At 70.3% G+C, this 22,030-nt stretch carries 23 protein-coding genes; 10 read left to right on the top strand and 13 right to left on the bottom strand.

The features are described from left to right. The first annotated feature begins 74 nt into the window (after nt 1–74). From JI746_RS04985 to JI746_RS04975, 3 genes are all read left to right on the top strand, one after another. Nucleotides 75–410: a hypothetical protein gene (locus JI746_RS04985; protein WP_201687684.1), complete on the top strand. Its 336-nt coding sequence runs from the start codon at nt 75–77 to the stop codon at nt 408–410. A gap of 108 nt (nt 411–518) precedes the next feature. Continuing rightward, nucleotides 519–1,658, top strand: coding sequence for a flavin-containing monooxygenase (locus JI746_RS04980; RefSeq protein WP_201687683.1), 1,140 nt, complete (start codon nt 519–521; stop codon nt 1,656–1,658). A 59-nt stretch (nt 1,659–1,717) separates the two neighbouring features. Continuing rightward, nucleotides 1,718–3,502, top strand: a complete 1,785-nt coding sequence (locus JI746_RS04975) for a cation:proton antiporter domain-containing protein (protein ID WP_201687682.1) — start codon at nt 1,718–1,720, stop codon at nt 3,500–3,502. A 66-nt stretch (nt 3,503–3,568) separates the two neighbouring features. Here JI746_RS04975 and JI746_RS04970 read toward each other — a convergent pair whose 3' ends face one another. The 8 genes from JI746_RS04970 to JI746_RS04935 all read right to left on the bottom strand — a co-directional run bounded on the left by JI746_RS04970 (nt 3,569) and on the right by JI746_RS04935 (nt 11,054). Then, the gene (locus tag JI746_RS04970) at nt 3,569–5,362 is read right to left on the bottom strand and encodes a bifunctional protein-serine/threonine kinase/phosphatase (protein ID WP_330892942.1); all 1,794 of its coding nucleotides are present in this window, start codon (nt 5,360–5,362) and stop codon (nt 3,569–3,571) included. A 27-nt stretch (nt 5,363–5,389) separates the two neighbouring features. Further along, the gene (locus JI746_RS04965) at nt 5,390–6,202 is read right to left on the bottom strand and encodes a formate/nitrite transporter family protein (protein WP_201687681.1); all 813 of its coding nucleotides are present in this window, start codon (nt 6,200–6,202) and stop codon (nt 5,390–5,392) included. A 287-nt stretch (nt 6,203–6,489) separates the two neighbouring features. After that, entirely contained in the window at nt 6,490–7,179 is a 690-nt protein-coding gene (locus JI746_RS04960) for an RNA polymerase sigma factor (RefSeq protein WP_236599562.1), read from the bottom strand. A gap of 5 nt (nt 7,180–7,184) precedes the next feature. Then, a complete protein-coding gene (locus JI746_RS04955) occupies nt 7,185–7,505 on the bottom strand; it encodes a cupredoxin domain-containing protein (protein WP_201687679.1) in 321 nt (106 codons plus the stop codon). A 1-nt stretch (nt 7,506) separates the two neighbouring features. After that, entirely contained in the window at nt 7,507–8,031 is a 525-nt protein-coding gene (locus tag JI746_RS04950; protein ID WP_236599561.1) for a DUF4142 domain-containing protein, read from the bottom strand. Between the two features lie 133 nt (nt 8,032–8,164). Beyond that, nucleotides 8,165–9,136 (bottom strand): Bug family tripartite tricarboxylate transporter substrate binding protein, encoded by a 972-nt coding sequence (locus JI746_RS04945; protein WP_201687677.1) that lies wholly within the window; start codon nt 9,134–9,136, stop codon nt 8,165–8,167. Between the two features lie 25 nt (nt 9,137–9,161). Further along, a complete protein-coding gene (xerD, locus tag JI746_RS04940) occupies nt 9,162–10,043 on the bottom strand; it encodes a site-specific tyrosine recombinase XerD (protein ID WP_201687676.1) in 882 nt (293 codons plus the stop codon). Between the two features lie 39 nt (nt 10,044–10,082). Continuing rightward, entirely contained in the window at nt 10,083–11,054 is a 972-nt protein-coding gene (locus tag JI746_RS04935) for a tripartite tricarboxylate transporter substrate binding protein BugE (RefSeq protein WP_201687675.1), read from the bottom strand. 157 nt (nt 11,055–11,211) lie between these two features. Here JI746_RS04935 and JI746_RS04930 point away from each other — a divergent pair, with 157 nt between their 5' ends. Together JI746_RS04930 and JI746_RS04925 are read left to right on the top strand one after the other, a co-directional pair. Continuing rightward, the gene (locus JI746_RS04930; protein WP_201687674.1) at nt 11,212–12,126 is read left to right on the top strand and encodes an AEC family transporter; all 915 of its coding nucleotides are present in this window, start codon (nt 11,212–11,214) and stop codon (nt 12,124–12,126) included. Nucleotides 12,127–12,163: 37 nt separating this feature from the next. Then, a complete protein-coding gene (locus JI746_RS04925) occupies nt 12,164–12,628 on the top strand; it encodes a hypothetical protein (RefSeq protein ID WP_201687673.1) in 465 nt (154 codons plus the stop codon). Here the strand turns inward: JI746_RS04925 and queG are convergent. After that, nucleotides 12,625–13,665 carry a tRNA epoxyqueuosine(34) reductase QueG gene (gene queG / locus JI746_RS04920; protein ID WP_408004079.1) on the bottom strand — a complete coding sequence of 347 codons (1,041 nt, stop codon included), beginning with the start codon at nt 13,663–13,665 and terminating at the stop codon, nt 12,625–12,627. The genes JI746_RS04925 and queG overlap by 4 nt on opposite strands. Nucleotides 13,666–13,680: 15 nt before the next feature. On the opposite strand from queG, the gene tsaE reads away from it, so the two are divergent. From tsaE to JI746_RS04900, 4 genes are all read left to right on the top strand, one after another. Beyond that, nucleotides 13,681–14,187: a tRNA (adenosine(37)-N6)-threonylcarbamoyltransferase complex ATPase subunit type 1 TsaE gene (gene tsaE / locus JI746_RS04915; protein WP_201687672.1), complete on the top strand. Its 507-nt coding sequence runs from the start codon at nt 13,681–13,683 to the stop codon at nt 14,185–14,187. Further along, nucleotides 14,184–15,503, top strand: a complete 1,320-nt coding sequence (locus tag JI746_RS04910) for an N-acetylmuramoyl-L-alanine amidase (protein ID WP_201687671.1) — start codon at nt 14,184–14,186, stop codon at nt 15,501–15,503. The genes tsaE and JI746_RS04910 overlap by 4 nt, the downstream gene beginning before the upstream one ends. 243 nt (nt 15,504–15,746) lie before the next feature. Beyond that, nucleotides 15,747–15,953, top strand: a complete 207-nt coding sequence (locus tag JI746_RS04905; RefSeq protein WP_201687670.1) for a glycine zipper 2TM domain-containing protein — start codon at nt 15,747–15,749, stop codon at nt 15,951–15,953. A 245-nt stretch (nt 15,954–16,198) separates the two neighbouring features. Beyond that, nucleotides 16,199–16,423: a glycine zipper 2TM domain-containing protein gene (locus JI746_RS04900; RefSeq protein ID WP_201687669.1), complete on the top strand. Its 225-nt coding sequence runs from the start codon at nt 16,199–16,201 to the stop codon at nt 16,421–16,423. Nucleotides 16,424–16,425: 2 nt separating this feature from the next. Here JI746_RS04900 and JI746_RS04895 read toward each other — a convergent pair whose 3' ends face one another. The 4 genes from JI746_RS04895 to JI746_RS04880 form a co-directional block, all read right to left on the bottom strand. Further along, nucleotides 16,426–16,905, bottom strand: a complete 480-nt coding sequence (locus JI746_RS04895; RefSeq protein WP_201687668.1) for an aromatic-ring-hydroxylating dioxygenase subunit beta — start codon at nt 16,903–16,905, stop codon at nt 16,426–16,428. Continuing rightward, nucleotides 16,902–18,227, bottom strand: a complete 1,326-nt coding sequence (locus JI746_RS04890) for an aromatic ring-hydroxylating dioxygenase subunit alpha (RefSeq protein ID WP_201687667.1) — start codon at nt 18,225–18,227, stop codon at nt 16,902–16,904. The genes JI746_RS04895 and JI746_RS04890 overlap by 4 nt, the downstream gene beginning before the upstream one ends. 34 nt (nt 18,228–18,261) lie before the next feature. Next, nucleotides 18,262–19,200 carry a M14 family metallopeptidase gene (locus tag JI746_RS04885; RefSeq protein ID WP_201687666.1) on the bottom strand — a complete coding sequence of 313 codons (939 nt, stop codon included), beginning with the start codon at nt 19,198–19,200 and terminating at the stop codon, nt 18,262–18,264. Between the two features lie 252 nt (nt 19,201–19,452). Beyond that, nucleotides 19,453–20,106 carry a DedA family protein gene (locus JI746_RS04880; protein WP_201687665.1) on the bottom strand — a complete coding sequence of 218 codons (654 nt, stop codon included), beginning with the start codon at nt 20,104–20,106 and terminating at the stop codon, nt 19,453–19,455. 43 nt (nt 20,107–20,149) lie between these two features. Between JI746_RS04880 and mutL the strand changes: the two genes are divergently transcribed. Continuing rightward, nucleotides 20,150–22,000 carry a DNA mismatch repair endonuclease MutL gene (gene mutL / locus JI746_RS04875; RefSeq protein ID WP_201687664.1) on the top strand — a complete coding sequence of 617 codons (1,851 nt, stop codon included), beginning with the start codon at nt 20,150–20,152 and terminating at the stop codon, nt 21,998–22,000. Nucleotides 22,001–22,030: the final 30 nt, after the last annotated feature.

The following is a 22,030-nucleotide window of genomic DNA, read 5'->3' as shown; positions in this document are numbered from 1 at the left end:
CTCCGCGGGCCCGGCCGGTGGCGCGCCGGAATCGGGCGAGAATGCAGGCACCGAGAACGACCAGGGAGCGCCCCATGAGCGGCAACGAGCAACGCAAGCAATGGGCCGAGCACATCGAGGACGAGGCCAGGGCCCTCGAAGCGCAGCAGCACGCCGCCGGCGGCACGCACACGCCCGTCGAAGGCCCGTTGCCATACAGCGCCGACCAGCTCGCGGCAGCGGTGGCGGATGCGGTGGCGGCGGAGCGGGAACGCTGCGCGGCGATCGCCGATCGCTGGGGCTCGGAGGCCAGGCTGCGCGAGGCCTTCGGCGCCTTCACGCAAGCGGAGCTGCGCGCCGCCGGCGCCACGGCGCGCGCCATCGGCAGCGACATCCGCAACGCGCCTGCCAGCGGGCGGCCCCGCGGGTGACGAAGGGGCGCCGCCAGTTTCTGGTTCATGCGCCAGTGTGCCTGCTTTGGCCCGTGGCGGCGCAGGCCAGGGTGTAGGACTGCGGCCCGTCTGGCTATGCTGCGCGCCATGCAGCCCGTCGCCACTCCCGTGCTCGTGATCGGCGCCGGCCCCGCGGGGCTGGCCACCACCGCGAGCCTGCTCGAACATGGCATCCGGCCCGAGGTGATCGAGCGCGGCGAGGCCGTCGGCCAGTCCTGGCGCGGCCACTACCGGCGCCTGCACCTGCACACCGTCAAGGAGCACTCCGGCCTGCCGCGACGCGGCTTTCCCGCGCACTACCCGCGCTACGTCGCGCGCGAGCAGGTGGTGGACTACCTGGCCGACTACGCTTCGCATTTCCGCATCGAGCCGCGCTTCGGCGAGGAGGCCGTGGCGATCACGCGCGTCGATGGCCGCTGGCGCACGGCCTGCCGCAGCGGCCTGCAGGTGCTGTCGCAGGCCGTGGTGCTCGCCACCGGGGCCAACAACCGGCCGCACGAGCCGGCGTATCCGGGCCAGTCGCAGTACGGCGGCCGGGTGATCCACAGCCGCAGCTACGCCGAACCCTCCCCTTATGGCGGCCAGCGCGTGCTGGTGGTCGGCATGGGCAACACGGGCGCCGAGATCGCGCTGGACCTGGCGCAGGCCGGCACCGACGTGACGCTGGCGGTGCGCTCGCCGGTGAACATGGTGCTGCGCGACGTGCTCGGTCGCCCGACGCAGGTGACGGCGATGCTGCTGGCACGGCTGCCCAGGCCCATCGCCTTCGCGATCGCCGGCAAGTTCCGCGACTGGACGATCGGCGACCTGCGGCCCTACGGCCTGCGCACGCCCAGGGCTTCGCCGCTGCAGCAGCTGATGGAGGAAGGCCGCACGCCGGTGATCGACGTCGGCACGCTGCGCCTGATCCGGCAACGGCGCATCGCGGTGCGCCCGGGCCTGGAGTCCTTCACGGCCGACGGCGTGCGCTTCACCGACGGCCGCAGCGAAGCCTTCGACAGCGTGATCCTCGCCACCGGGTACCGGCCGGACGTGCACAAGCTGCTGGCCGGCGTGCACGTGCCGCTGGACGAACGCGAGCTGCCGCGCGACGTGATCGGCACCGGCGCGCTGGCCGGCCTCTATTTCGTCGGCTTCGACCTGCGCCAGCCGGGCGGGCTGCTGCGCAGCATCGGGCAGCAGGCACGCGAAGTCGCGGCCGCGATCGCCGCCGCGCCGCTTGCCTGATCCAGCTCAGTGCGCCTGCCCGGGCGCGTTTCTAGAATGAAGCTTCGGACGAAGCCGGCATGCCCGGCCGCCCCGCGCGTCCGCGCACCGCACCCCTGATGGACCACGCCGCCTCCCTGCCCTTTCTCCGCGAGACCCTGCTGTTCCTGGCGCTGGTCGGCATCCTGATCCCCCTGCTGCAACGCTTCCGCATCAACCAGGTGATCGGCTTCCTGGTGGTCGGCGTGATCGCCGGGCCCTATGGCAGCGGCAGCCTGGTGGCGCAGTTCCCCGTCCTGTCCGTCCTCACCTTTCCCAGCCAGGAGGGCGTGCACGCCCTGGCGGACCTGGGCGTGATCTTCCTCATGTTCCTGATCGGGCTGGAGCTGTCGATCCCGCGCGTGTGGGAGCTGCGCCGATGGGTGTTCGGGGCCGGCTCCGCCCAGGTGCTCCTGAGCGGCTTCCTGATCGCCGCGCTGGCCTGGATGTTCGGCAACAAGGCCAGCGTGGCGCTGGTGCTGGGACTCGTGCTGTCGCTGTCGTCCACCGCGGTGGTGATGCAGCTGCTGGTGGAGTCGCGCGCGCTCGCGACGCCGGTGGGACAGGCGAGCTTCTCGGTCCTGATGTTCCAGGACGTGGCGGTGGTGCCGATCCTGATCGTGGTCGAATTGGTGGGCAGGGAATCCGGCAGCGGCCTGTTCCAGAAGCTGGGCTTCCAGGTGCTCGCCGCACTGCTGGTGGTGGTGCTGGTCCTGGCGCTCGGCCCGCGCCTGGTCCGGCCGCTGTTTCGCACCTTCGCGCGGCGGCACCAGCCCGAGGTGTTCACCGCCCTGTGCCTGCTGGTGGTCCTGAGCATCGGCGGGGCAACGGCCGCGGCCGGCCTGTCGATGGCCATGGGCGCCTTCCTGGCCGGCCTGTTGCTGGCCGAGACCGAATACCGGCACGAGGTCGAGATCACCGTCGAACCCTTCAAGGGCCTCCTGATGGGCCTGTTCTTCATGTCGGTGGGCATGGAGATCGATCCGCGCGAAGTGCTGCGCGAGCCGTTGTGGCTCACGGCCTCGGTGGTGGGCCTGCTCGCGCTCAAGGCCGTGGTCGCCGCCTCCGTGCTGAAGGTCGCCGGGCTGAAGCGGGGCCAGGCCATCGAGGCCGGCCTGCTGCTCGGACAGGGCGGCGAATTCGCCTTCATCGTGATCGGGACGGCCATGGCCGCCGGCACCCTGACGCAGTCGATCGGGCAGTTCATGTTCCTGGTCGTCAGCCTGAGCCTGCTGGTGACGCCACTGGCGGCGCGCCTGGGGCACCGGGTGGGGCGCTGGATCGACGCCGAATCCCTGCAGCACCAGCACGAGGGGCAGGAAAGCGTGCTGCCGCGCGCCACCGGCCACGTGGTCGTGATCGGCTTCGGCCGCGTCGGCCGCATGCTCGGCGAGGTGCTGGCCGCGCAGGCGGTGCCCTTCATCGCGGTGGAACACGACGGCGACCGGGCGGCGCGGCTGCGCGAACAGGGCTTCCCCGTGTACTACGGCAACGCCGCGCGCATCGAGCTGCTGCGCAAGCTGAAGCTGGACGAGGCGGCCAGCCTGGTCGTGACCATGGACTCGCCTTCCGCGGCCCGGCGCGTGGTGCAGGCCGCCCGCGAACAGGCGCCGCACCTGAAGATCTTCGCCCGCTCGCACGACGAGGCGCATGCGCGCGAGCTGGAAGCGGCCGGCGCGACCCGCGTCGTGCCCGAGATGCTGGAAGCAGGACTGCTGCTCACGTCGCACGCCCTGGGCTCGCAGGGGCTGGGCGCCGGCGACATCGAAGGCATCATCGCGGCCGAGCGGGCGCGCCGCAGCGGCGCCGAAGTAGGCTGGCGGTGAGCGCGCGAAGCGCCGAACCCCAGCGCTTCGATCGCTGGGGTTCGCGCTGCGCGGCTCACCGCCAGCCTACGAACCCGACGCCCGGACCGCCAGCAGCGCAACGCAGGCGAGCGCCAGCAGCAGCGCAAGCCCCTTCCAGAACACCACCGGGTCGCGTTCGATCAGCGGCCGGGCGCGCCGCGGCCGCAGCCCCGGATCGGGCCGGCGGAGCGCGTACGCGAACTCCGCCACGTCTTCGTGGCGGCGCTGCGGCTCGAGCTGCAGCGCGCGGGCGATCGCATCGTCGACCCAGTGCGCCAGCTCCGGGCGCGAGGCGCGCAAGGAGGGCAGCCGCAGGCGCTTCTGCTGCGGGAGGGTGCGGCATTGCGCCAGTTGCGCGCCATAGGGCAAGCGGCCGGAGAGCAGCTCGTAGGCGATCACGGCCAGCGCGAACAGGTCGCTGCGCGGCGAACCTGGGGCGCCGAGGAGGGCTTCGGGCGCCGTGTACTGCGGCGTGCCGAGCCGGTGCGCAGGCGCCTCCGCGGTCTCCGCGAGGCCGGCCACCTGCACGGCGCCGAAGTCGATGATGCGCACGGTGCCGGCGGCGTCGATCATGATGTTCTCCGGCCGCAGGTCCTGGTGCACCATCTCCATCCGGTGCAGCGCCCGCAGGCCGCGCGCGAGCTGGTCGACGATGTCGCGCACAGTCTCGAGCGCGGGCCGCGGGTGGTCGAGCATCCATTGGCGCAGCGTCGCGCCTTGCACGTATTCCATCGCCACGTAGGCGAAGCCGCGCGGCCGCGGCACGTCGGCGGCCTGGAGCACGTGCGCGCTGGCCACGCGGCGCGCCACCCACTCCTCCAGCAGCAGGCGCTCGATGGTCGCCGGATCGCCCCGCAGGTCCAGCGACGGCAGCTTCAGCACCGCCCGCGCGCCGGTCCCGAGGTCCTGCGCCAGCCACAGGTGGCTGCGGCTGCTGGCGTGCAGTTCGCGCAGCATGCGCCAGCCGTCGAACACGCCGCGCGGCTCGGGCAAGGGCGGCAGGGGCAGTTCGCCGGCCAGCCGCTGCAGCTCGCTGACCTGCGGCGCCGGCAACTGCTGCACGCGCAGGATCTGCACCGTCACGTTGTCGCGGCTGCCCTGGCGCAGGGCCTCCTGCGCGATGTCGCGCGCCGCGGCATCGAGGTCGGCACCGTGGCGGTCGAGGGCCGCCAGCATCGCCTGCGGCGCCAGGGCTTCGTGGACGCCGTCGGTCGTGAGCAGGAAGGTGTCGCCCTCCTGCAGCGGCAGGCTGCGGTAGTCGATCTCCAGGTGCGGGGCGATGCCCAGCGCCCGCCCCAGGTAGCTCCGGCCGCCGCCGGCGGCGATGCGGTGATCGGTCGTGAGCTGCTCCAGCGCCCGACCCTGCACCTGCCAGATGCGGGCGTCGCCGACGTGGAACAGGTGCGCCGTGCGCGACTTGATCACCAGCGCGCTGAAGGTGCAGACCCAGCCGCGGTCGCGGTCGTAGCGCCCCTGCCCGGCCTGGGTGTGGGCGAACAGCCAGGCGTTGGTGGCGGCCAGCACGCGCTCCACGGATTTCTTCACCGACCAGGCTTCGGAGGTGCAGTAGTAGTCGCCGAGGAAGCCGCGGATCGCGGCCTGGCTGGCCTGCGCGGCGCAGTCGCTGCTGCTGATGCCGTCGGCGATCGCGAGCGCGACGCCCTTGGACGCGCGTTGCGGCTCGCGGGGGATGTGCAGGCCGTGGGCGTCCTGGTTGGAGGGCTTGGGGCCCTGGTCCGAGTACGCGCCGACGGCGACCCGTAGGCTGGCGGTGACGCGCGCCAGCGCCGGAACCCCAGTGCTGCGCGCAAGCGCTGGGGTTCGGCCTTCGGCGCTCACCGCCAGCCTACGAAACGCCTCCACGCCTCACGCCAGCGCCCGCTTCGGCGCCGTCTTCAGGTGCGTCGCATACAGCGTGAGCCCCGTGAACGACAGCCCGCCGACCAGGTTGCCCAGCACGGTGGGGATCTCGTTCCAGACCAGGTAGTCCATGAGGGAGAACTTCGCACCGAGCAGCAGGCCCGAGGGGAACAGGAACATGTTGACGATCGAGTGCTCGAAGGTCATGTAGAAGAACAGCATGACCGGCATCCACATCGCGATCACCTTGCCGCCGACCGTGGTGGAGATCATCGCGCCGACCACGCCGGTGGAAACCATCCAGTTGCACAGCATGCCGCGCACGAACAGCGTCAGCATGCCGGCGGCGCCATAGTGCGCGTAGCCCAGGGTGCGGGTTTCGCCGATCACGCCGATCGCCTTGCCGACGGCGTTCGGCTCGGTCGAGAAGGCGAAGGTGGTGATGATCGCCATCATCCCCGCCACCGTGAAGGCGCCGGCGAAGTTGCCGGTGAAGACCAGCCCCCAGTTGCGCAGCACGCCGCGCCAGGTGACGCCGGGGCGCTTGTCGATCAGGGCCAGCGGCGCCAGCACGAACACGCCGGTGAGCAGGTCGAAACCGAGCAGGTAGAGGATGCAGAAGCCGACCGGGAACAGGATGGCGCCGGCCAGCGGCTGCCCGGTCTGCACGTTGATGGTGATGGAGAACCAGGCGGCCAGCGCCAGGATGGCGCCGGCCATGGTGGAACGCACGAGCGTGTCGCGCGTCGACATGAAGATCTTGGACTCTCCGGCGTCGACCATCTTGGTGACGAATTCGGAAGGGACGAGGTAGGCCACGGACGTTGACTCCTGATGCGGGATCGCGGGCGGCCCGGACGCGCTGCGAACCGGACCAGGGATGCACGCCGTTGTGCAGCCGCGGCGCACTGCGTCGTGCACCGCGCGGGATGCAGGAGTCAACGCAAGGGGTGTGCCAGAGGGAAAGGGGCGTTCAGGGCGGGATTGGTGCGGGAGGCGGGGAGATTTCGCACCGCCGCAGCGCATGGAGCGCAAGGGTGCGCCGCGAATGTGCACCGGAGCGCCCCCACCCCGGCCCTCCCCCGGCGGGGGAGGGAGCAAGAGCGTCAGGGCTTGGCGGCGACCTTGCCCAGCACGCTTGCCACGATGCGGTCGCAGCGTTCGCCGTCGAAGGAGAACACGTCGCGTTCGGCGATGTCGATGTCCTGCGCCAGGGACTCGCGCAGCATGCTGCGGGCGCGGAAGTGCCGGCTGCGCACCGTGGCTTCGGGCAGGTTGAGCGTCTGCGCCGTTTCTTCCACGCTCAGTTCCTCGACCGAGCGCAGCACGAACACGGTGCGGAAGCTTTCGGGCAGTTCGTCGAGCTTGCGCTCCAGCACCGCCCGCAGTTCCGCCCGCAGGAGGGCGCGGTCCGGCGTGTCCTTCTCGTCGGCAGGCATGACCGGGGCCTCCTGTTCGTCCGGGCCGCCCATGGAAACCATGGGGATGATGTTGTCGCGGCGCGCCTGCCGGCGCATGCGGGCCAGGCACTGGTTCACCACCACGCGCGACAGCCAGGTCGCCAGGCTCGCCTCGCCGCGGAACGTGCCCATGGCCTGGTAGGCGGCAAGGTAGGCGTCCTGCACCGCGTCCTCGGCGTCGGCCGCATCGCGCAGCATCGAGCGCGCGAGGCGGTACAGGCGCTGGTTGTAGCGGCGCATCAGCAGCTCGAAAGCCCCTGCACTGCCCGCCTGCACCCGCTGCGCCAGCGTGACGTCGTCCAGCTCCTGGCGGACGGCTTCGGTCTTGAGGTTCATGCCTGTCATTCCACCACGACCACGGCCTTCATGCCAGGATGGAAGGTGCAGACGTAGTCGAAACGCCCGGCCTTCTTCATGGCATGGCTCCAGCTCTTGCCGCCGTCAATGTTGCCGGAGTCGAACGATCCCTTGGCGGTCACCGTGTGCGGCACCATGTCCTTGTTCTGCCAGACGATCTTGTCGCCGCGCTGGACCGTGATCGTCTCGGGAAGGTACTTCATGCCCTCGATCTTCACCGTGTGCGTGGCGGCGGCGCACAACCCGGGCAGCGCGCAGGCTGCGGCCAGGCCGGCGACGAGCAGCAGCTTGCGCGCTCCAGTCATTTCACTTCCCCAAGTCGGCCTGCAGGTGCTTGGCGTGGTCCAGGTGGGCCTGGATCGCGGGGCGCACCTTCTCGATCAGGCCCTTGAGTTCGGCGTTCTTGGCCGAAGGGACCAGGGTCTTGTCGATCGCGTCGAGCACCGCCTGGTGGTAGGCCACCTCGTGGTCGACGTACTCCTTGTCGAATTCCTTGCCCTTGAGCTTCTTCAGCTTGGCCGTTTCCTCGTGCGCGCCCTTCATCAGGCTCTTGCTGGTGTCGTTGTCCTCGGGCTTGACCTTGAGCTTCTTGGCCAGCGCCACCGCCTGCTTGTTGACGGCGCCGTGGTCCGTGATCATCTGCTGGGCGAACTTGTCGACTTCCTTGTTCTTCGACTTGCTCTTGGCCAGCTTGCCCGCGTCGATGTCGATCTGGTTCGCGGTCACCACGATATGGGCGATCTGCGGGTCGGTGGGCCCGCCCTGGGCCTGGGCGGAGAGGGCGAAAGCGGCCAGCGCGGCCAGTGCGAGGGGACGCATCGTTCGGATCATGGTGTGGCTTCTCCTAGGCGCCCAGCCGGACCGTTTGGTCCGGAAAACCGGGTCTGCCTGCATAGACGCCACGTCCCGCCCGCGCGTTCCGGCGCCGGCGCGACGCTCTTCCGCGCAGCCGTGGGATCAGCGCTCACTCGGCCCGGATGCCCACCGAACGCACGATGGCCAGCGTGCTGTCCGCCTCGGCCGCGATCTGGTGTGCGAAGTCCCGCGCCGTTCCGCCGGTGGGCACGTTCTCGGCCACCAGCATGCGGGCCCGCACCGCCGGGTCTTCCAGTGCCGCGTTCACTTCGCTGTTGATGCGGTCCAGCAAGCGCAGCGGCAGGTTGCCCGGCGCGAAGATGCCAAAGTGCGAGGCGAAGTTGGCGTGCGGAAAGCCCAGCTCGGCCAGCGTGGGCACCTGCGGCAGGCTGTCCAGCCGGCGCGGCGCGCCGACCGCCAGCGGCCGCAGCCGGCCCGAGCGGATGGAGTCGACCAGCGCCGGCGCCGCGTTCGCCGACAGCACCTCGAACTGCGCACCCAAGGCATCGTTGATCTGCTGGCTGCCGCCCTTGTAGGGGATGTGCACGAAGCGCACCTTGGCCGTGGCCTGGATTTCCTCGAGCATCAGGTGCCCCAGCGAGCCGAGCCCCGAGGTCGCCCAGCGGATCGTGTCGGGCCAGTCGCGGGCCCGCTGCAGGAACTCCTTGAAGTCGCGCACCGTGATCGCCTGGGTGGCGAGCAACAGCACCGGCGAGACCATCACGCTGGCCACGGGCGTGAAGTCGCGCGTCGGATCGTAGGAGACCTTGCCGAGCACGGGGCTCAGCACCAGCGGGCTGATGGCGGAAAAGGCCAGCGTCTGGCCGTCGGGCGCCGCCTTGGCGAGCGCCTCCATGCCGATCGTGCCGCTCGCGCCCGCACGGTTCTCGACGACCACCGGCTGCCCGATGGCGGCCGCCATGCGTTCGGCCATGGCGCGGGCGATCAGGTCGCTGATGCCGCCGGTGGGGTAAGGCACGATCAGCCGCACCGGCCGGCCCGGCCACTGCTGCGCGCGCACGGGCAGCGCCAGGGCCGCCGCGGCAGCGGCCAGCAGGGCGCGGCGCGATGGATGCGACATGCCGTGGCTCCCTTGGCTCTCGCTCTCAGCCGCGGGGGTGGTGCTGCGCGTGCAGCACCTTCAACCGTTCGCGGGCCACATGAGTGTAGATCGTGGTGGTCGAGATGTCCGCGTGCCCGAGCAGCATCTGCACGGCGCGCAGGTCGGCGCCGTGGTTCAGGAGGTGGGTGGCGAAGGCATGCCGCAGGGTGTGCGGCGACAGCGGCGCGGTGATCCCCGCGCCCGCCGCGTGCTTCTTCACGATCACCCAGAACATGGCGCGCGTCATGCCATGGCCGCGCGCGGTGACGAACAGGTCCTCGGTCTGCTGGCCGGCCAGGATCGCGGCGCGTGCCTCGGCCAGGTAGCGCACGATCCAGTCGCGCGCCACTTCCCCGAAGGGCACCAGCCGCTCCTTGTTGCCCTTGCCCAGCACGCGCAGCACGCCCTCGTTCATGCCGAGATGGAAGGTCTTGAGGCCGACCAGTTCGCTCACGCGCAGGCCGCTGGCGTACATCAGCTCCAGCATCGTGCGGTCGCGCAGTCCGAGCGGGATGTCGACGTCGGGCGCCGCCAGCAGCGCCTCGACCTGCGCTTCGGTCAGGGTCTTGGGCACCCGCAGCGGCTGCCGGGCGGACTGCAGGCGCAGGGTGGGATCGACGGCGATCAGGCGCTCGCGCAGCGCCCAGCGGAAGTAGCGCTTGAAGACGGTCAGCCGGCGGTTGGCCGAAGTGGCCTTGCCGCGGGCGCGGGCGGCGAAGTAGCCCTGGAGGTCGTGTTCCTCGGTCGCGGGAAGGCGGCGACCGCGCTCGGCCGCGAGCCATTGCTCGTACAGCGCGAGGTCGCGCCGGTACGCCGCCAGCGTGTTGCGCGACAGGCCCTCCTCGAGCCAGAGGGCGTCGATGAAGGTGTCGATGGCTTCGGACATGACGTGACGTCATCCCCGCGCAGGCGGGGATGACGGGAATCAGTCCAGCTTCAGCTTCGCGCCTTCCACCACCTTCCTGTACACCGCGTACTCGTTCTTGATCTGCTCGCCGAACTGCTCCGGGGTGTTGCCGATGACGATCGAGCCGGTGTCCTCGATGCGCTTGCGCACCGCGGGATCCTCCAGCGCCTTCTTCGTGGCGTCGTGGATCTTGGTCACCACTTCCTTGGGCAGGCCCTTGGGGCCGACGATGCCATAGTAGGCCAGGCGGTTCACCGGCTCCAGGCCCACTTCCTTGAAGGTGGGCACGTTCGGCAGTTCCTTCAGGCGCTGCGGCGCGGCCACCACGATGGGCACCAGCCGGCCTTCCTTGATGAAGGGCAGCGCCGACGGCAGGTTGTCGAACATGATCGGGACCTGGCCGGCCACCACGTCGTTCAGGGCCGGACCGGCGCCGCGGTAGGGGATGTGCGTGACGAACGCACCCGACAGGCTCTTGTACAGCTCCATCTGCAGGTGGCCGATGCCGCCCGTGCCCGAGGAGGCATAGGAGTACTTGCCCGGGTTCTTCTTGATCACCTCGATGAAGGTCTTGTAGTCCTTCGCCGGGAAGCTCGGGTTGACTGCGATGATGTTGGGCGTGGCCGCGATGTTGATGATCGGCGTGAAGTCCGTCAGCGGGTTGTACGGGATCTTCGGGTTGATCGCCGGGTTGGCCGCCGTGGTGGAGACGGTGGCGATGCCCAGCGTGTAGCCGTCCGGCGCCTGGCGGGCCGTGTCGGTGGCGCCCACGACGCCGCCGGCGCCCGCCTTGTTTTCCACGATCACGGGCTGGCCCAGCACGCGGCCCAGCGGATCGGCGATGACGCGGCCGATGATGTCGGTGGTGCCGCCCGGTGCGAACGGCACCGTCAGCTTCACCACCTTGTTCGGATAGCCCTGCGCGAGCGCCGGAGCGGCCGCTGCGCCAAGCAGGGTGGCCGCGGCGGCGATCCAGACACGTCGTTTCATTCCAGTCTCCTTGCGATTTGCCGAAGGGACCATCGTAAGTGCAGATGCGCCCCCTGCCGGGGCCGGCCAGGGGCAAGCTCGGCAGCCCTCAGCCAGCCGCAAGCTTGCGTTCACACGGCGGAAATGAAGGAGCCGCGCTGCGGCTATCCTCGCGCGCGTGCACCTTGTCCAGCTCCTGCTGCCCGACTTCTCGCTGATCCTGTGCGGCTACCTGGTGTGCCGCTACACGGCCCTGAACCGCAAGGTCTGGGAGCAGGTGGAAAGCCTCGTGTACTACTTCCTGTTTCCGGTGCTGCTGTTCCAGTCGATCGTTCGCAGCCCGCTCGACCTGGGCGGCGCCTCCAGCATGATGGCCGCCGGCCTGCTGCTGGGGGTGAGCGGCATCGGCCTGGCCTATGCGCTGCCCCACCTGCCCGGATTGGCCCGGCTGATCGACGCGCGCGAGCACGCGGGGGCGGCGCAAGTGGCCTTTCGCTTCAATTCCTTCATCGCGCTGGCGCTGTCGGAGCGGCTCGCCGGTCCGCGGGGCCTGCTGCTGATCGCCGTGCTGATCGGCGTGTGCGTGCCCCTGTTCAACGTCGGTGCGGTGTGGCCGATGGCGCGCCATGGCGGCATCGGCTTCGGCCGGGCGCTGCTGCGCAACCCGCTGATCATCGCCACCGCACTCGGGCTGGCGGCCAATTTCGCCGGGCTGCGCGTTCCCGCCTTCCTCGAGCCGAGCGTGAACCGCGTCGGCGGCGCCTCGCTGCCCCTGGGGCTGATGGCGGCCGGCGCCGGCATGCAGCTGGGCCACCTCGCGCAGCAAAAGGCGCTGACCGTGGGGCTGCTGGCGATCCGGCACCTGCTGCTTCCGCTGGTGGCAGCGCTGCTCGCGTGGGCCTTGCGGCTGGACGGCGCCCAGACCCTCGTCCTGCTCGTCTTTTCCGCCCTGCCGACCGCCTCGAGCTGCTATGTGCTCGCCTCGCGCATGGGCTACAACGGCCCCTATGTCGCCGGACTCGTGACACTCTCCACGCTTTTGGGCATGGCGAGCCTGCCTTTTGCACTCGGGGTGCTGGGCCGGGGCGGCTGAGCCGTTTACGATCTCCTCATCGTTAGGAGAGAGCGGGATGAAAAAGAACAACATGCCCGTGTTGCTCGGCGCCCTGGCCTTGTGTGCGGCTGCGCCGGCTTCGGCGGCTCTGTACCGGTGCGGCAACGTGTTCCAGGATCGGCCGTGCGAGGTGCCCGTCGCGAAGGAGGCCGAGCGCGCCGCCAGCGCCGCCGTGCCTGCGCCAAAGCGGGCCGCGAGTGCGGCGACGGCGGAACCCGCCCATGCGGCGCAGCCGCCGGCATCGGCTGCACCCACCGTGGAAGCGTCCGCGGCGGCCGCGGCGTCCGTGCCCCTCCCGGCCCCGCCGCCGCGCGTGCGCAAGGGGCCGCCCAGCCTCGCCTGCCCCAACCTGCGCGAGCAGCGCACCGCCATCGAGGCGCGCCTGAGTGCCGGCGGCCGGCCCGAGACGATCCGGATGTACCAGCGGCAGCTGCGCGGCATCGAGTCCAACCTCGACGACGGCAACTGCCCGCGCGACTAGTCGCCCCCCTGCGCGAGCGCCCAGGCCACGTGCTCGCGCACCACTTCGCTGGGATGTTCGGCCCGCGCCTGCAGGGCAGCGCGGATCTGCGGATCGTCGGCTGCGCGCAGCGCATTGCCCATGGCCACGGCGATGTTGCGCAGCCAGCGCTCGTGGCCGATGCGGCGGATCGGGCTGCCTTCGGTGTGGCGCAGGAACTCCTCTTCGGTCCAGGCGAACAGCGCCGCCAGCGGCTGGCCGACCAGGCCCGCGCGCGGCGCGAAGTCCGGCAGCACGGCGGGCTGGGCGAACTTGTTCCACGGGCACGCCAGCTGGCAGTCGTCGCAACCGTAGATGCGGTTGCCGATCAGCGGACGCAGTTCGGGCGGAATCGCACCCGCGTGCTCGATGGTGAGATACGAGATGCACCGGCGCGCATCGAGCCGGTAGGGGCCGACGATCGCACCCGTCGGGCAGACGTCCATGCACGCGCTGCAGGTGCCGCAGTGGTCCGCCACCGCCTCCGTGGCGGGCAGCGCCAGGTCGACATAGACCTCGCCCAGGAAGAACATCGAGCCGCCTTCGCGGTTCAGCACCAGCGTGTGGCGACCGCGCCAGCCCTGTCCGCTGCGGGCGGCCAGTTCCACTTCCAGCACCGGCGCCGAATCGGTGAAGACGCGGTGGCCGAAGGGTCCGATCTCCGCCGCGATGCGCTCCGAGAGTTTCTGCAGCCGTGAACGCAGCACCTTGTGGTAATCGCGGCCCCTTGCGTACAGCGAGACGACGCCTTCACGCGATCTTTGCAATCGGTCGAATTCGATCGCCTGCCAGCCTTCGGGTGTGGCGGCGAGGTAATCCATGCGTGCGGTAATCACGCTGACGGTGCCCGGAACGAGTTCCGCGGGGCGCGCGCGCCGCACGCCGTGGGTTTCCATGTAGGCCATTTCGCCGTGGAATCCGTTGGCCAGCCAGGCGAGCAAGCCGGGTTCGGCGGCGGAAAGGTCCACACCGGCCACTCCGATTTGGGAGAATCCGAGCTCGCGCGCCCACTGCCGTATCCGGGCGAGCAGGACATGAGCATCGAATTGAACACGGTCGACCAGCACCCGCCGATTGTAGGAAGCACCTCCCGACCCTTGCTCTGGGCCGGCGAGGAAGACACGCGCGCCTTCGCCGAGCGCCTGGCGGCGCACCCCGCCATCGCCGATGCCTTCATCGCGCTGCACGGGGACCTGGGCGCCGGCAAGACCACCCTGGTGCGCCACCTGCTGCGCGCGCTGGGCGCGCAGGGCCGCATCAAGTCCCCGACCTATGCGGTGGTCGAACCGTACGAACTGCCGGCGCACGCCGCCTGGCACTTCGACTTCTACCGCTTCGATGACCCGCGCGAGTGGGAGGACGCGGGCCTGCGCGACATCTTCTCCGGCCCGGGCCTGAAGCTGGCCGAATGGCCGGAGAAGGCCGGCGCGCTGCTGCCGCTGGCGGATCTCGACATCCACCTGGCGCTGGCCGACGACGAGGCGCAGCGGCGCGTCATCCTGCGCGCCAACACGCGCCGCGGCGCGGAGCTGCTGTCATGATGCAGCGCCGACGCCTCCTGCAGGGCAGCGTGGTGCTGGCGCTCGGCGCCCACCAGATCGCGCGCGGCGCCGGCGTGCTGGCCGTGCGCCTGTGGCCGGCGCCCGAATACACGCGCCTGACGATCGAATCCGACACCCTGCTCGCCAGCACCACGGCGATCGCGCCCGAACGCCTGTCGCTCGACATCCAGGGCCTCACGCTCGATGCCACGCTGCGCGAGTTGGTCGCCAAGGTGAAGGCCGACGATCCGTACATCGCCGGCATCCGCGTGCTGCAGCATGCGGCCGGCGTGGTGCGCCTGCAGGTCGACCTCAAGCAGCCGGCCCTGCCGCAGGTGTTCCAGCTGCAGCCGGTGGCCGCGTACCGGCACCGGCTGGTGGTGGACTTCTATCCGCCCAAGCCGGTGGACCCGCTGGAAGCGCTGATCGCCGAGCGGCTGAAGGAGAAGGCCTCGCAGCCCCTCGCGGCGGCCGCCGCGCCGGAACCGGCCGACCCGCTGGGAGAGCTGATCGCGCAGCGGGTGCAGCGGCCCGGCCGCCTGGCGATCCCCGCGTCGGAAGTCGCGCGGCCGGCCCTGGCGCTGGCCAAGACCGATCGCCTGATCATCGTGGCGCTCGACCCCGGCCACGGCGGCGAGGACCCCGGCGCGATCGGCCCGAACGGCACCCGCGAGAAGGACGTCGTGCTGGAGATCGGGCACCGGCTGCGCGAACGCCTCAACGCGATGACGATCAACGGCAATCCGATGCGCGCCTTCATGACGCGCGACGCCGATTTCTTCGTGCCGCTGCACGTGCGCGTGGACAAGGCGCGGCGCGTGCAGGCCGACCTGTTCGTGAGCATCCATGCCGATGCCTTCATGACCCCGACGGCGCGCGGCGCCAGCGTGTTCGCCCTGAGCCAGAGCGGCGCTTCCAGCACCGCGGCACGCTGGATGGCCGACCGCGAGAACAAGGCCGACCTGATCGGCGGCGTGAACATCAAGACGCACGACGTGCACGTCACGCGCGCGCTGCTGGACATGAGCACCACCGCGCAGATCAAGGACAGCATGAAGCTCGGTCACGAACTGCTGGGAGAGATCGGCAGCGTCGGGCGACTGCACAAGGGCCAGGTCGAACAGGCCGGCTTCGCGGTGCTGAAGGCGCCCGACATCCCCAGCGTGCTGGTGGAGACGGCCTTCATCAGCAATCCCGAGGAAGAGCAGAAGCTGCGCAGCACCGCCTACCAGGAGCAGCTCGCCACCGCCGTGGTCCGCGGCATCGAGCGCTATTTCTCGCGCAATCCGCCCCTGGCCCGCAGCCGCCCGATGTGACTTCCGCCGCCGGCCTGTAGGCTGGCGGTGAGCCGCGCCAGCGCGAACCCCAGCGCTTTCCCTGCCCGAAACATTCCGTTGCGATGCGGTCGCGCCTGTGCGGCCCCTCATCGATCCCTGCGCACAGACGACATTCCCCTTCGCGGCGTTCCTACAACCCGCGGCGGTCCGGCTATCTACATTCCTCTTCACCAGGTTGCCGCGCCTCCAGCGGTTGCAAAGAATCGAATCCAAGGGGATCGCATGAAGACCAAGATCATTTCCACGGCCGTCCTGGCTGTCTCGCTCATGGGCCTCGGTGGCTGCGCCACGATGGACCGCACCACCGTCGGTACGGTGGGTGGTGCCGTCGTGGGCGGCCTGGTGGGCAGCGCCGTCGGTGGCACGGGCGCCACCATCCTCGGTGCCGGCGCCGGCGCCTTCCTGGGCAACCAGGCGGCCAAGCGCTGAGTTCGCACGAGCGGCGCCAGTGGCGCCGACACCAGGAAAACGGGGTCCTGCGCGACCCCGTTTTTCATGGGCGCGCCCGGTACCTCAGGGACGCCCCGGTCTCCTGCAAGCGGGCTTCGCAGGCGACGACAAGACGCGGTGGAAGGTTCCTACAGTTCCGCAAAGCCCCTGTGCCTACAGTTCCCTTGCACAGGTTGCCGCCCCTCCGAGCGGTGGAACGAAACAAACGATTTGGAAGGTGTCCCATGAAGACGAAATTCATCTCCGCGGCCGTGCTGGCTGTTTCCCTGCTGGGTCTGGGTGGCTGCGCCACCATGGATCGCCAGACCGTCGGTACCGTGGGCGGTGCCGTGGTCGGCGGCGTGCTCGGTAACGCCGTCGGCGGCACCGGCGCGACCATCCTCGGCGCCGGCGCGGGCGCCCTGGCCGGCCACGAGCTGACGAAGCCCGGCCACGCGCTGAACCGCTAAGCCTAGATCGGATAGATCAGCGAGTTGAGCACCATCTCGCTGTCGTAGACGCACAGCCGGCTGGCCAGTTTCAGGCCGGCCGGCGTGCGTTCGATCTCGTCGATGTAGCGGCCCACGTTGTAGACCTCGCTGGCATCGCCCGGCCGGGTGCGGAACACGGCGTAGTGGGCCTGGGCGCGGATGCGCCCGTCCTCCCCTTCCCCCAGCACCTGCGCGGGGCTCACGACATGCCGCGTGTAGTAGGGCCCGTGGTAGATGGTCTGCGTGATCCCGTAGACCCGGTCCTTCATCATCCCCTGGCTCTCCATCGCGATCAGCGCGAGCGGCAGCTGGCGGTCGAAGTTCTCGCGCGCCTGCACCTTGTACCGGCCGTCGGCCAGGAAGAACCCGGGCCAGTCGTCGAAGCGGCGTTCGTCCAGCGCCGCGGCATAGGCGGCATTGAGCTGGTCGATCTCCAGTTGCAGCAGCAGGCGCTCGTTCATACCGCCATCACCTTGCGCCAATAGGCGTACATGCTGCGGATCAGCGTCTCCGTCACCATGTGCTCGGTGCCTTGCGTGCCGGTGCCTCCGAGTTCGCACAGGGTGTGGCCGTCCTCGCCCCATTGCGCGAAGCCGTCCTGGCTGAACGCGATCACCTCGCCGTCGTCGGCGCTCACGAAGCCGGCCGGGCCGAACAGGTTGGCCTGGCGCAGCCGGCGGCGCGTCATCTCCTCGCTGTCGTCGGCGAAGCCGAAGTGCGTCCAGACGAAATCGAAGCTGCCCTCCCCGCGCGGCTGGATGTGGCGGGTGGAGAGCGAATTGACCTGCTGCTGGATGATCAGGCTGGGGAACAGCGTGATCATCGTGACGCTGGGCATGATCTCGCTGCCGGGGTTGGCCGGGTCGGGCACCTTCCACCAGGGCTCCGGCACGACGTCGAGGATGCGCGTGTCGTTCAGCGCCATGTCGGCCTTGAAGCTGGTCACGCCCTGCGTCACGGCCTTGTTCTCGCCGCCCTCGTTGCGGCGCGAGATCATCACCGCGTGGCGGCCGTGGGCGTCCATCACCATGCGGCTCTTCTGGTCGGCGCGCCACAGCCCGAAGGTGACGAACCAGGTGTGCAGCAGGCCCGGGTGGTACGGGTCCTTGATGTTCTCCATCATCAGCTTCCAGTTGCCCGGGATGCGCTGGCGGTTGTAGCCCAGGAGCGTGAGCTTGCGGCCGGCGAAGATGCGGTCCAGCCAGGGCAGGATGTCCGGTCCGAGATAGTCCGCCAGCGGCTCGGCCTCCTCGCTGAAGGTGGCGAACACGAGGCCGTGCAGCACCGCCACGCGCAGCTTCGTGAGGCCATGCTGCTTCAGGTCGAAATCCGCCGGCATGCCTCCGTGCACGCAGGCGTTGCCGCTCGCATCGGTGGCGGGCACGCCGTCCTTGAACGGCAGGCCCGCGAGCTCGCCATTGAGCTTGTACGTCCACTGGTGGTAGGGGCAGACGAAGCTGCGCGCGTTGCCCTGCGGCTGCTGGCAGAAGCGCACGCCGCGGTGGGCGCAGCGGTTTTCCACGACCCGGATGCCGGGGTCCGTCCCGCGGTCCTTCGGCGCCACGCGGTCGCGCACCATGATCACCTGCCGCTCGCCGACGCAGCTCAGGCGGTAGTCGCCGACGTTCGGGATCTCCACTTCGAGGCCGATGTAGCACCAGTGCGGGCCGTAGAAGATCTTCTGCAGCTCCTGCTGGAACAGCTGCGGGTCGGTGTAGGCCCAGAAAGGCACGCGGCTGGAGCCCGTGCCGGCCCAGCGCGAAAGGGATTCGGGGGCGTTCATGGCTGGTGTCTCCTGCAGGAATGAGAGGCCGGCGTCACGCCGCGAGCCGCCGGGCCAGGTAGAAGCCCTCGCGCCCGGGGATCGGCTCGCGCGCCGGCATGAGGATGGTGCAGTCCTCGGGCGCGCGCAGTTCCTCGGCGCCGTCGGTGGCCACCCGTTCGCCGCCGGCAAAGGTCTCGAAGCCGATCACCGGCCGCGCGAAGCGGAACTCCGGGCTGCGGATCACGTAGGTCTGCAGCAGCTCGAAGCGGCGCTGCGGCGGCCGCTCGGCGCGCGGGCGGGGCGCGATCAGGCCGAAATGCGCCAGGAAGTCCAGCGTCACCGCCACCGCCGCATCGGCGGAAGCCTGCCGGAAGTGCTGGCCGCATTCGGCGACCAGCGCCGCGCCGGCATCGGAAGCAGCGTCGCCGTGCCGGCCGTGCTCGATCACCGGCGTGCCCGATCCGAGCCCGCGCGGCATCACGAGGTGGACCGCCGGCCGGCCGATGGCGAGCGCCACTTCGGCATTGCGGGCGAACGCGGGATAGACCCAGAAGGGCTCCACGTCCTGCGAGGTCGAATGCAGGTCCAGGATGTGATCGGCCGCGGCCACCACCGGGCGCAACTCGCGTGCGCGGCGCAGCTCGGGGCTGTCGTCGTCGCCTTCCAGCTGTGGCGACGACCACACCCGGTTCAGGTTGTGCACCAGCTGGCGGCTGTCGAACGGCCGTTCGATGTCGAAGGATTCGTAGGCCGCCACGTTGGCGAAGCTGACCGTGAGCGTGCCGATGCGCGGGCGGACGCCCTGATCGAGCAGGTGGCTCGCCGCGACCATGCCGCACAGCTCGTTGCCGTGCGTCAGGGCGTTGACCAGCACGTGCGGGCCGGGCCGCCCGGAGGCGAAGCGGTGCACGTAGGGAATGCCGGTGTTGCCCGCCCGGTAGGCGGACAGGTCGCGCGGCAGGACTTCGAAAGCCGGGGCCGGGAGGTTCATGGGCGCATTGTGTCAGCGCCCTCGTCGTCTCAGAAGCTGTGAATGAATTGATCGTGCCCGCGACGGGGTGCATCGGGGCGCAGGCCTAGGCGCGACCCGCAGCCCAGGCTGGCCGCCTGGGCAAGGGGCGCAACGACGGCATGCGCCCCGAGGCGCCCCGGCCCGAAGGGTGAAGCCGCTGGGCGCGGCCCTGAGAGCACAAGGAGGTTCATGGCGGCCTCACGCGGGTGCGAGCAATTCGTTCACAGCTTCTCACGCGCCGGCGACCGGCGCCTTGCGCCTGGCCTTCCAGGCGCCGGCCAGCACGATCACCCCCGGCAGCAGGATCATCGTCCAGATGATCTTGTCCAGGTTCTCCTTGACCCACGGGATGCTGCCGAAGAAGTAGCCCGCGGTGACGATGCCGCCGACCCACAGGGTGCCGCCGCTGACGTCGTAGAGGCTGAACTTGCGGCGCGTCATCTGCGCCACGCCGGCCACGAAGGGCGCGAAGGTGCGCAGGAACGGCATGAAGCGCGCCAGCACGATGGTGATGCCGCCGTACTTCTCGTAGAAGGCATGGGCCTGCTCGAAGGCGCGGCGGTTGAAGAAGCGCGAGTCCTCCCACTGGAACACGCGCGGGCCGAAATGGCGGCCGATGGTGTAGTTGCTCTGGTTGCCCAGCACCGCCGCCGCCGTGAGCAGCGCCACCGACAGCGGATAGTTCATGAGCCCGAGCCCGCACAGGGCGCCGACCACGAACAGCAGCGAGTCGCCGGGCAGGAAGGGCATGACGACCACGCCCGTTTCCACGAAGATGACGAGGAACAACAGGGCATAGACCCAGGCGCCGTAATTCGTCACGAAATTCTCGAGGTAGCGGTCGACATGCAGGATGAAGTCGACCAGCAGCATCACCAGGTCCATGGGGCGCGATTATCGCCGGGCAGCGCACCCTAGAATCGCGGCGATGAGCGCCGTCCTCTCCCCCGCCCCGCGCCGGCCGATCCGCGAGCTGCCCGACGAGCTGGTCAGCCAGATCGCCGCCGGCGAGGTGGTGGAGCGTCCCGCCTCGGTCGTGCGCGAGCTGGTGGACAACGCGCTGGACGCCGGCGCCACCCAGGTCACGGTGCGCCTGCTGGCCGGCGGCGTGCGCCTGATTTCCATCGAGGACGACGGCTGCGGCATCGCCCGCGAGGAGCTGCCGCTCGCGCTCAGGCGCCACGCCACCAGCAAGATCGGATCGCTGTCGGACCTGGAGTCGGTCGCCACCATGGGGTTCCGCGGCGAAGCGCTGGCGGCGATCGCCTCGGTGTCCGAGCTGCACCTGCTGTCGCGCACCGCCGGCCAGGCCAGCGCCTTCCTGCTCGATGCGTCCAGCGGCGAGCTGCGGCCGGCTGCCCGGGCCACCGGCACCACGGTGGAAGTCAAGGAGCTGTTCTTCAGCACGCCGGCGCGCCGCAAGTTCCTCAAGAGCGATGCCACCGAATTCGCCCACTGCCTGGAGGCCGTGCGGCGGCACGCGCTGGCGCGCCCCGATGTCGGCTTCGCCGTCTGGCACGAGGGCAAGCTGAGCGAGCAGTGGCGCGCCGCCACGCGCGAACAGCGGCTGGCCGACGTGCTCGGCGAGGACTTCCTGGCCGACAGCGTGGCGATCGATTTCGCCGCCGGGCCCCTGCGCGTGCGCGGTCGCGCGGGCATCCCTGATGCGGCCCGCTCGCGCGCCGACTGGCAGTTCGCGTACGTGAACGGGCGCTACGTGCGCGACAAGGTGATCACCCACGCCGCGCGCAGCGCCTACGAGGACCTGCTGCACGGCCAGCGCCAGCCGGTGTATGCGCTGCACCTGGAGATCGATCCGGCGCGGGTCGACGTGAACGTGCATCCGACCAAGATCGAGGTGCGCTTTCGCGACAGCCGCGAGGTGCACCAGGCGGTGCGCCGCGCCATGGAATCGGCGCTGTCCGCGCCGCGGGCCGCTGCGGTGTCCACGCAAGCGGCACTGGCGCCGAGCGCCGGCGAGGCCGCACCGGCGCCCCTGCCGGCCTGGCGGCAGCCGGGGATTGCGTTCGTGCCGCAGGCAGGGGAGCGGGTCACCGACCTGGGCGCACTCTGGGGGAGGCCGGAAGCTGCTCCCGTAGGCTGGGGTGACGAAGGAACCCCAGCGATCGGCGAGCGCAGCGAAGCTGGGGTTCCCTTCGGTCACCACCAGCCTACGAATCCCGATCCCGCGCCGGACTGGCCCCTCGGCAAGGCCATCGCCCAGCTCCACGGCATCTACATCCTTGCCGAGAACGCCCACGGCCTGATCGTCGTCGACATGCACGCGGCGCACGAACGCATCGTCTACGAACGCCTGAAGGCGCAGATGGACGCGCAGGCGATCCGCTCGCAGCCGCTGCTGATCCCGGCCACCTTCGCGGCCACGCCCGCGGAAGTGGCAACGGCGCAAGCCTGCCAGGACACGCTGGAGACCCTGGGCCTGCAGGTCACGCCCTTCACGCCGAAGACACTGGCGGTGCGCGCCGTCCCCGCCACCCTGGCCCAGGGCGATGCCGTCGAACTCACGCGCGGCGTGCTGGCGGAACTCGCGCAGCACGACGCCAGCAGCGTGGTCGAGCGCGCCCGCAACGAACTGCTGGCCACCATGGCCTGCCACGGCGCTGTGCGCGCCAACCGCAGGCTGACGCTGGAGGAAATGAACGCCCTGCTGCGCCAGATGGAGGCCACGGAGCGCTCCGACCAGTGCAACCACGGCCGCCCCACCTGGCGCCAGCTCACGCTGCGCGAACTGGACGCCCTGTTCCTGCGCGGCCGGTAAACGCCGCGCAAACGGCTGAACTTCCGCGCC

Origin of the sequence: Ramlibacter alkalitolerans, from assembly GCF_016722765.1 — a bacterium.
In the GTDB taxonomy this organism is placed as follows: domain Bacteria; phylum Pseudomonadota; class Gammaproteobacteria; order Burkholderiales; family Burkholderiaceae_C; genus Ramlibacter; species Ramlibacter alkalitolerans.
Note: the sequence above shows the minus strand (reverse complement) of the source record. Positions and strands in the feature narration are given on the sequence as shown.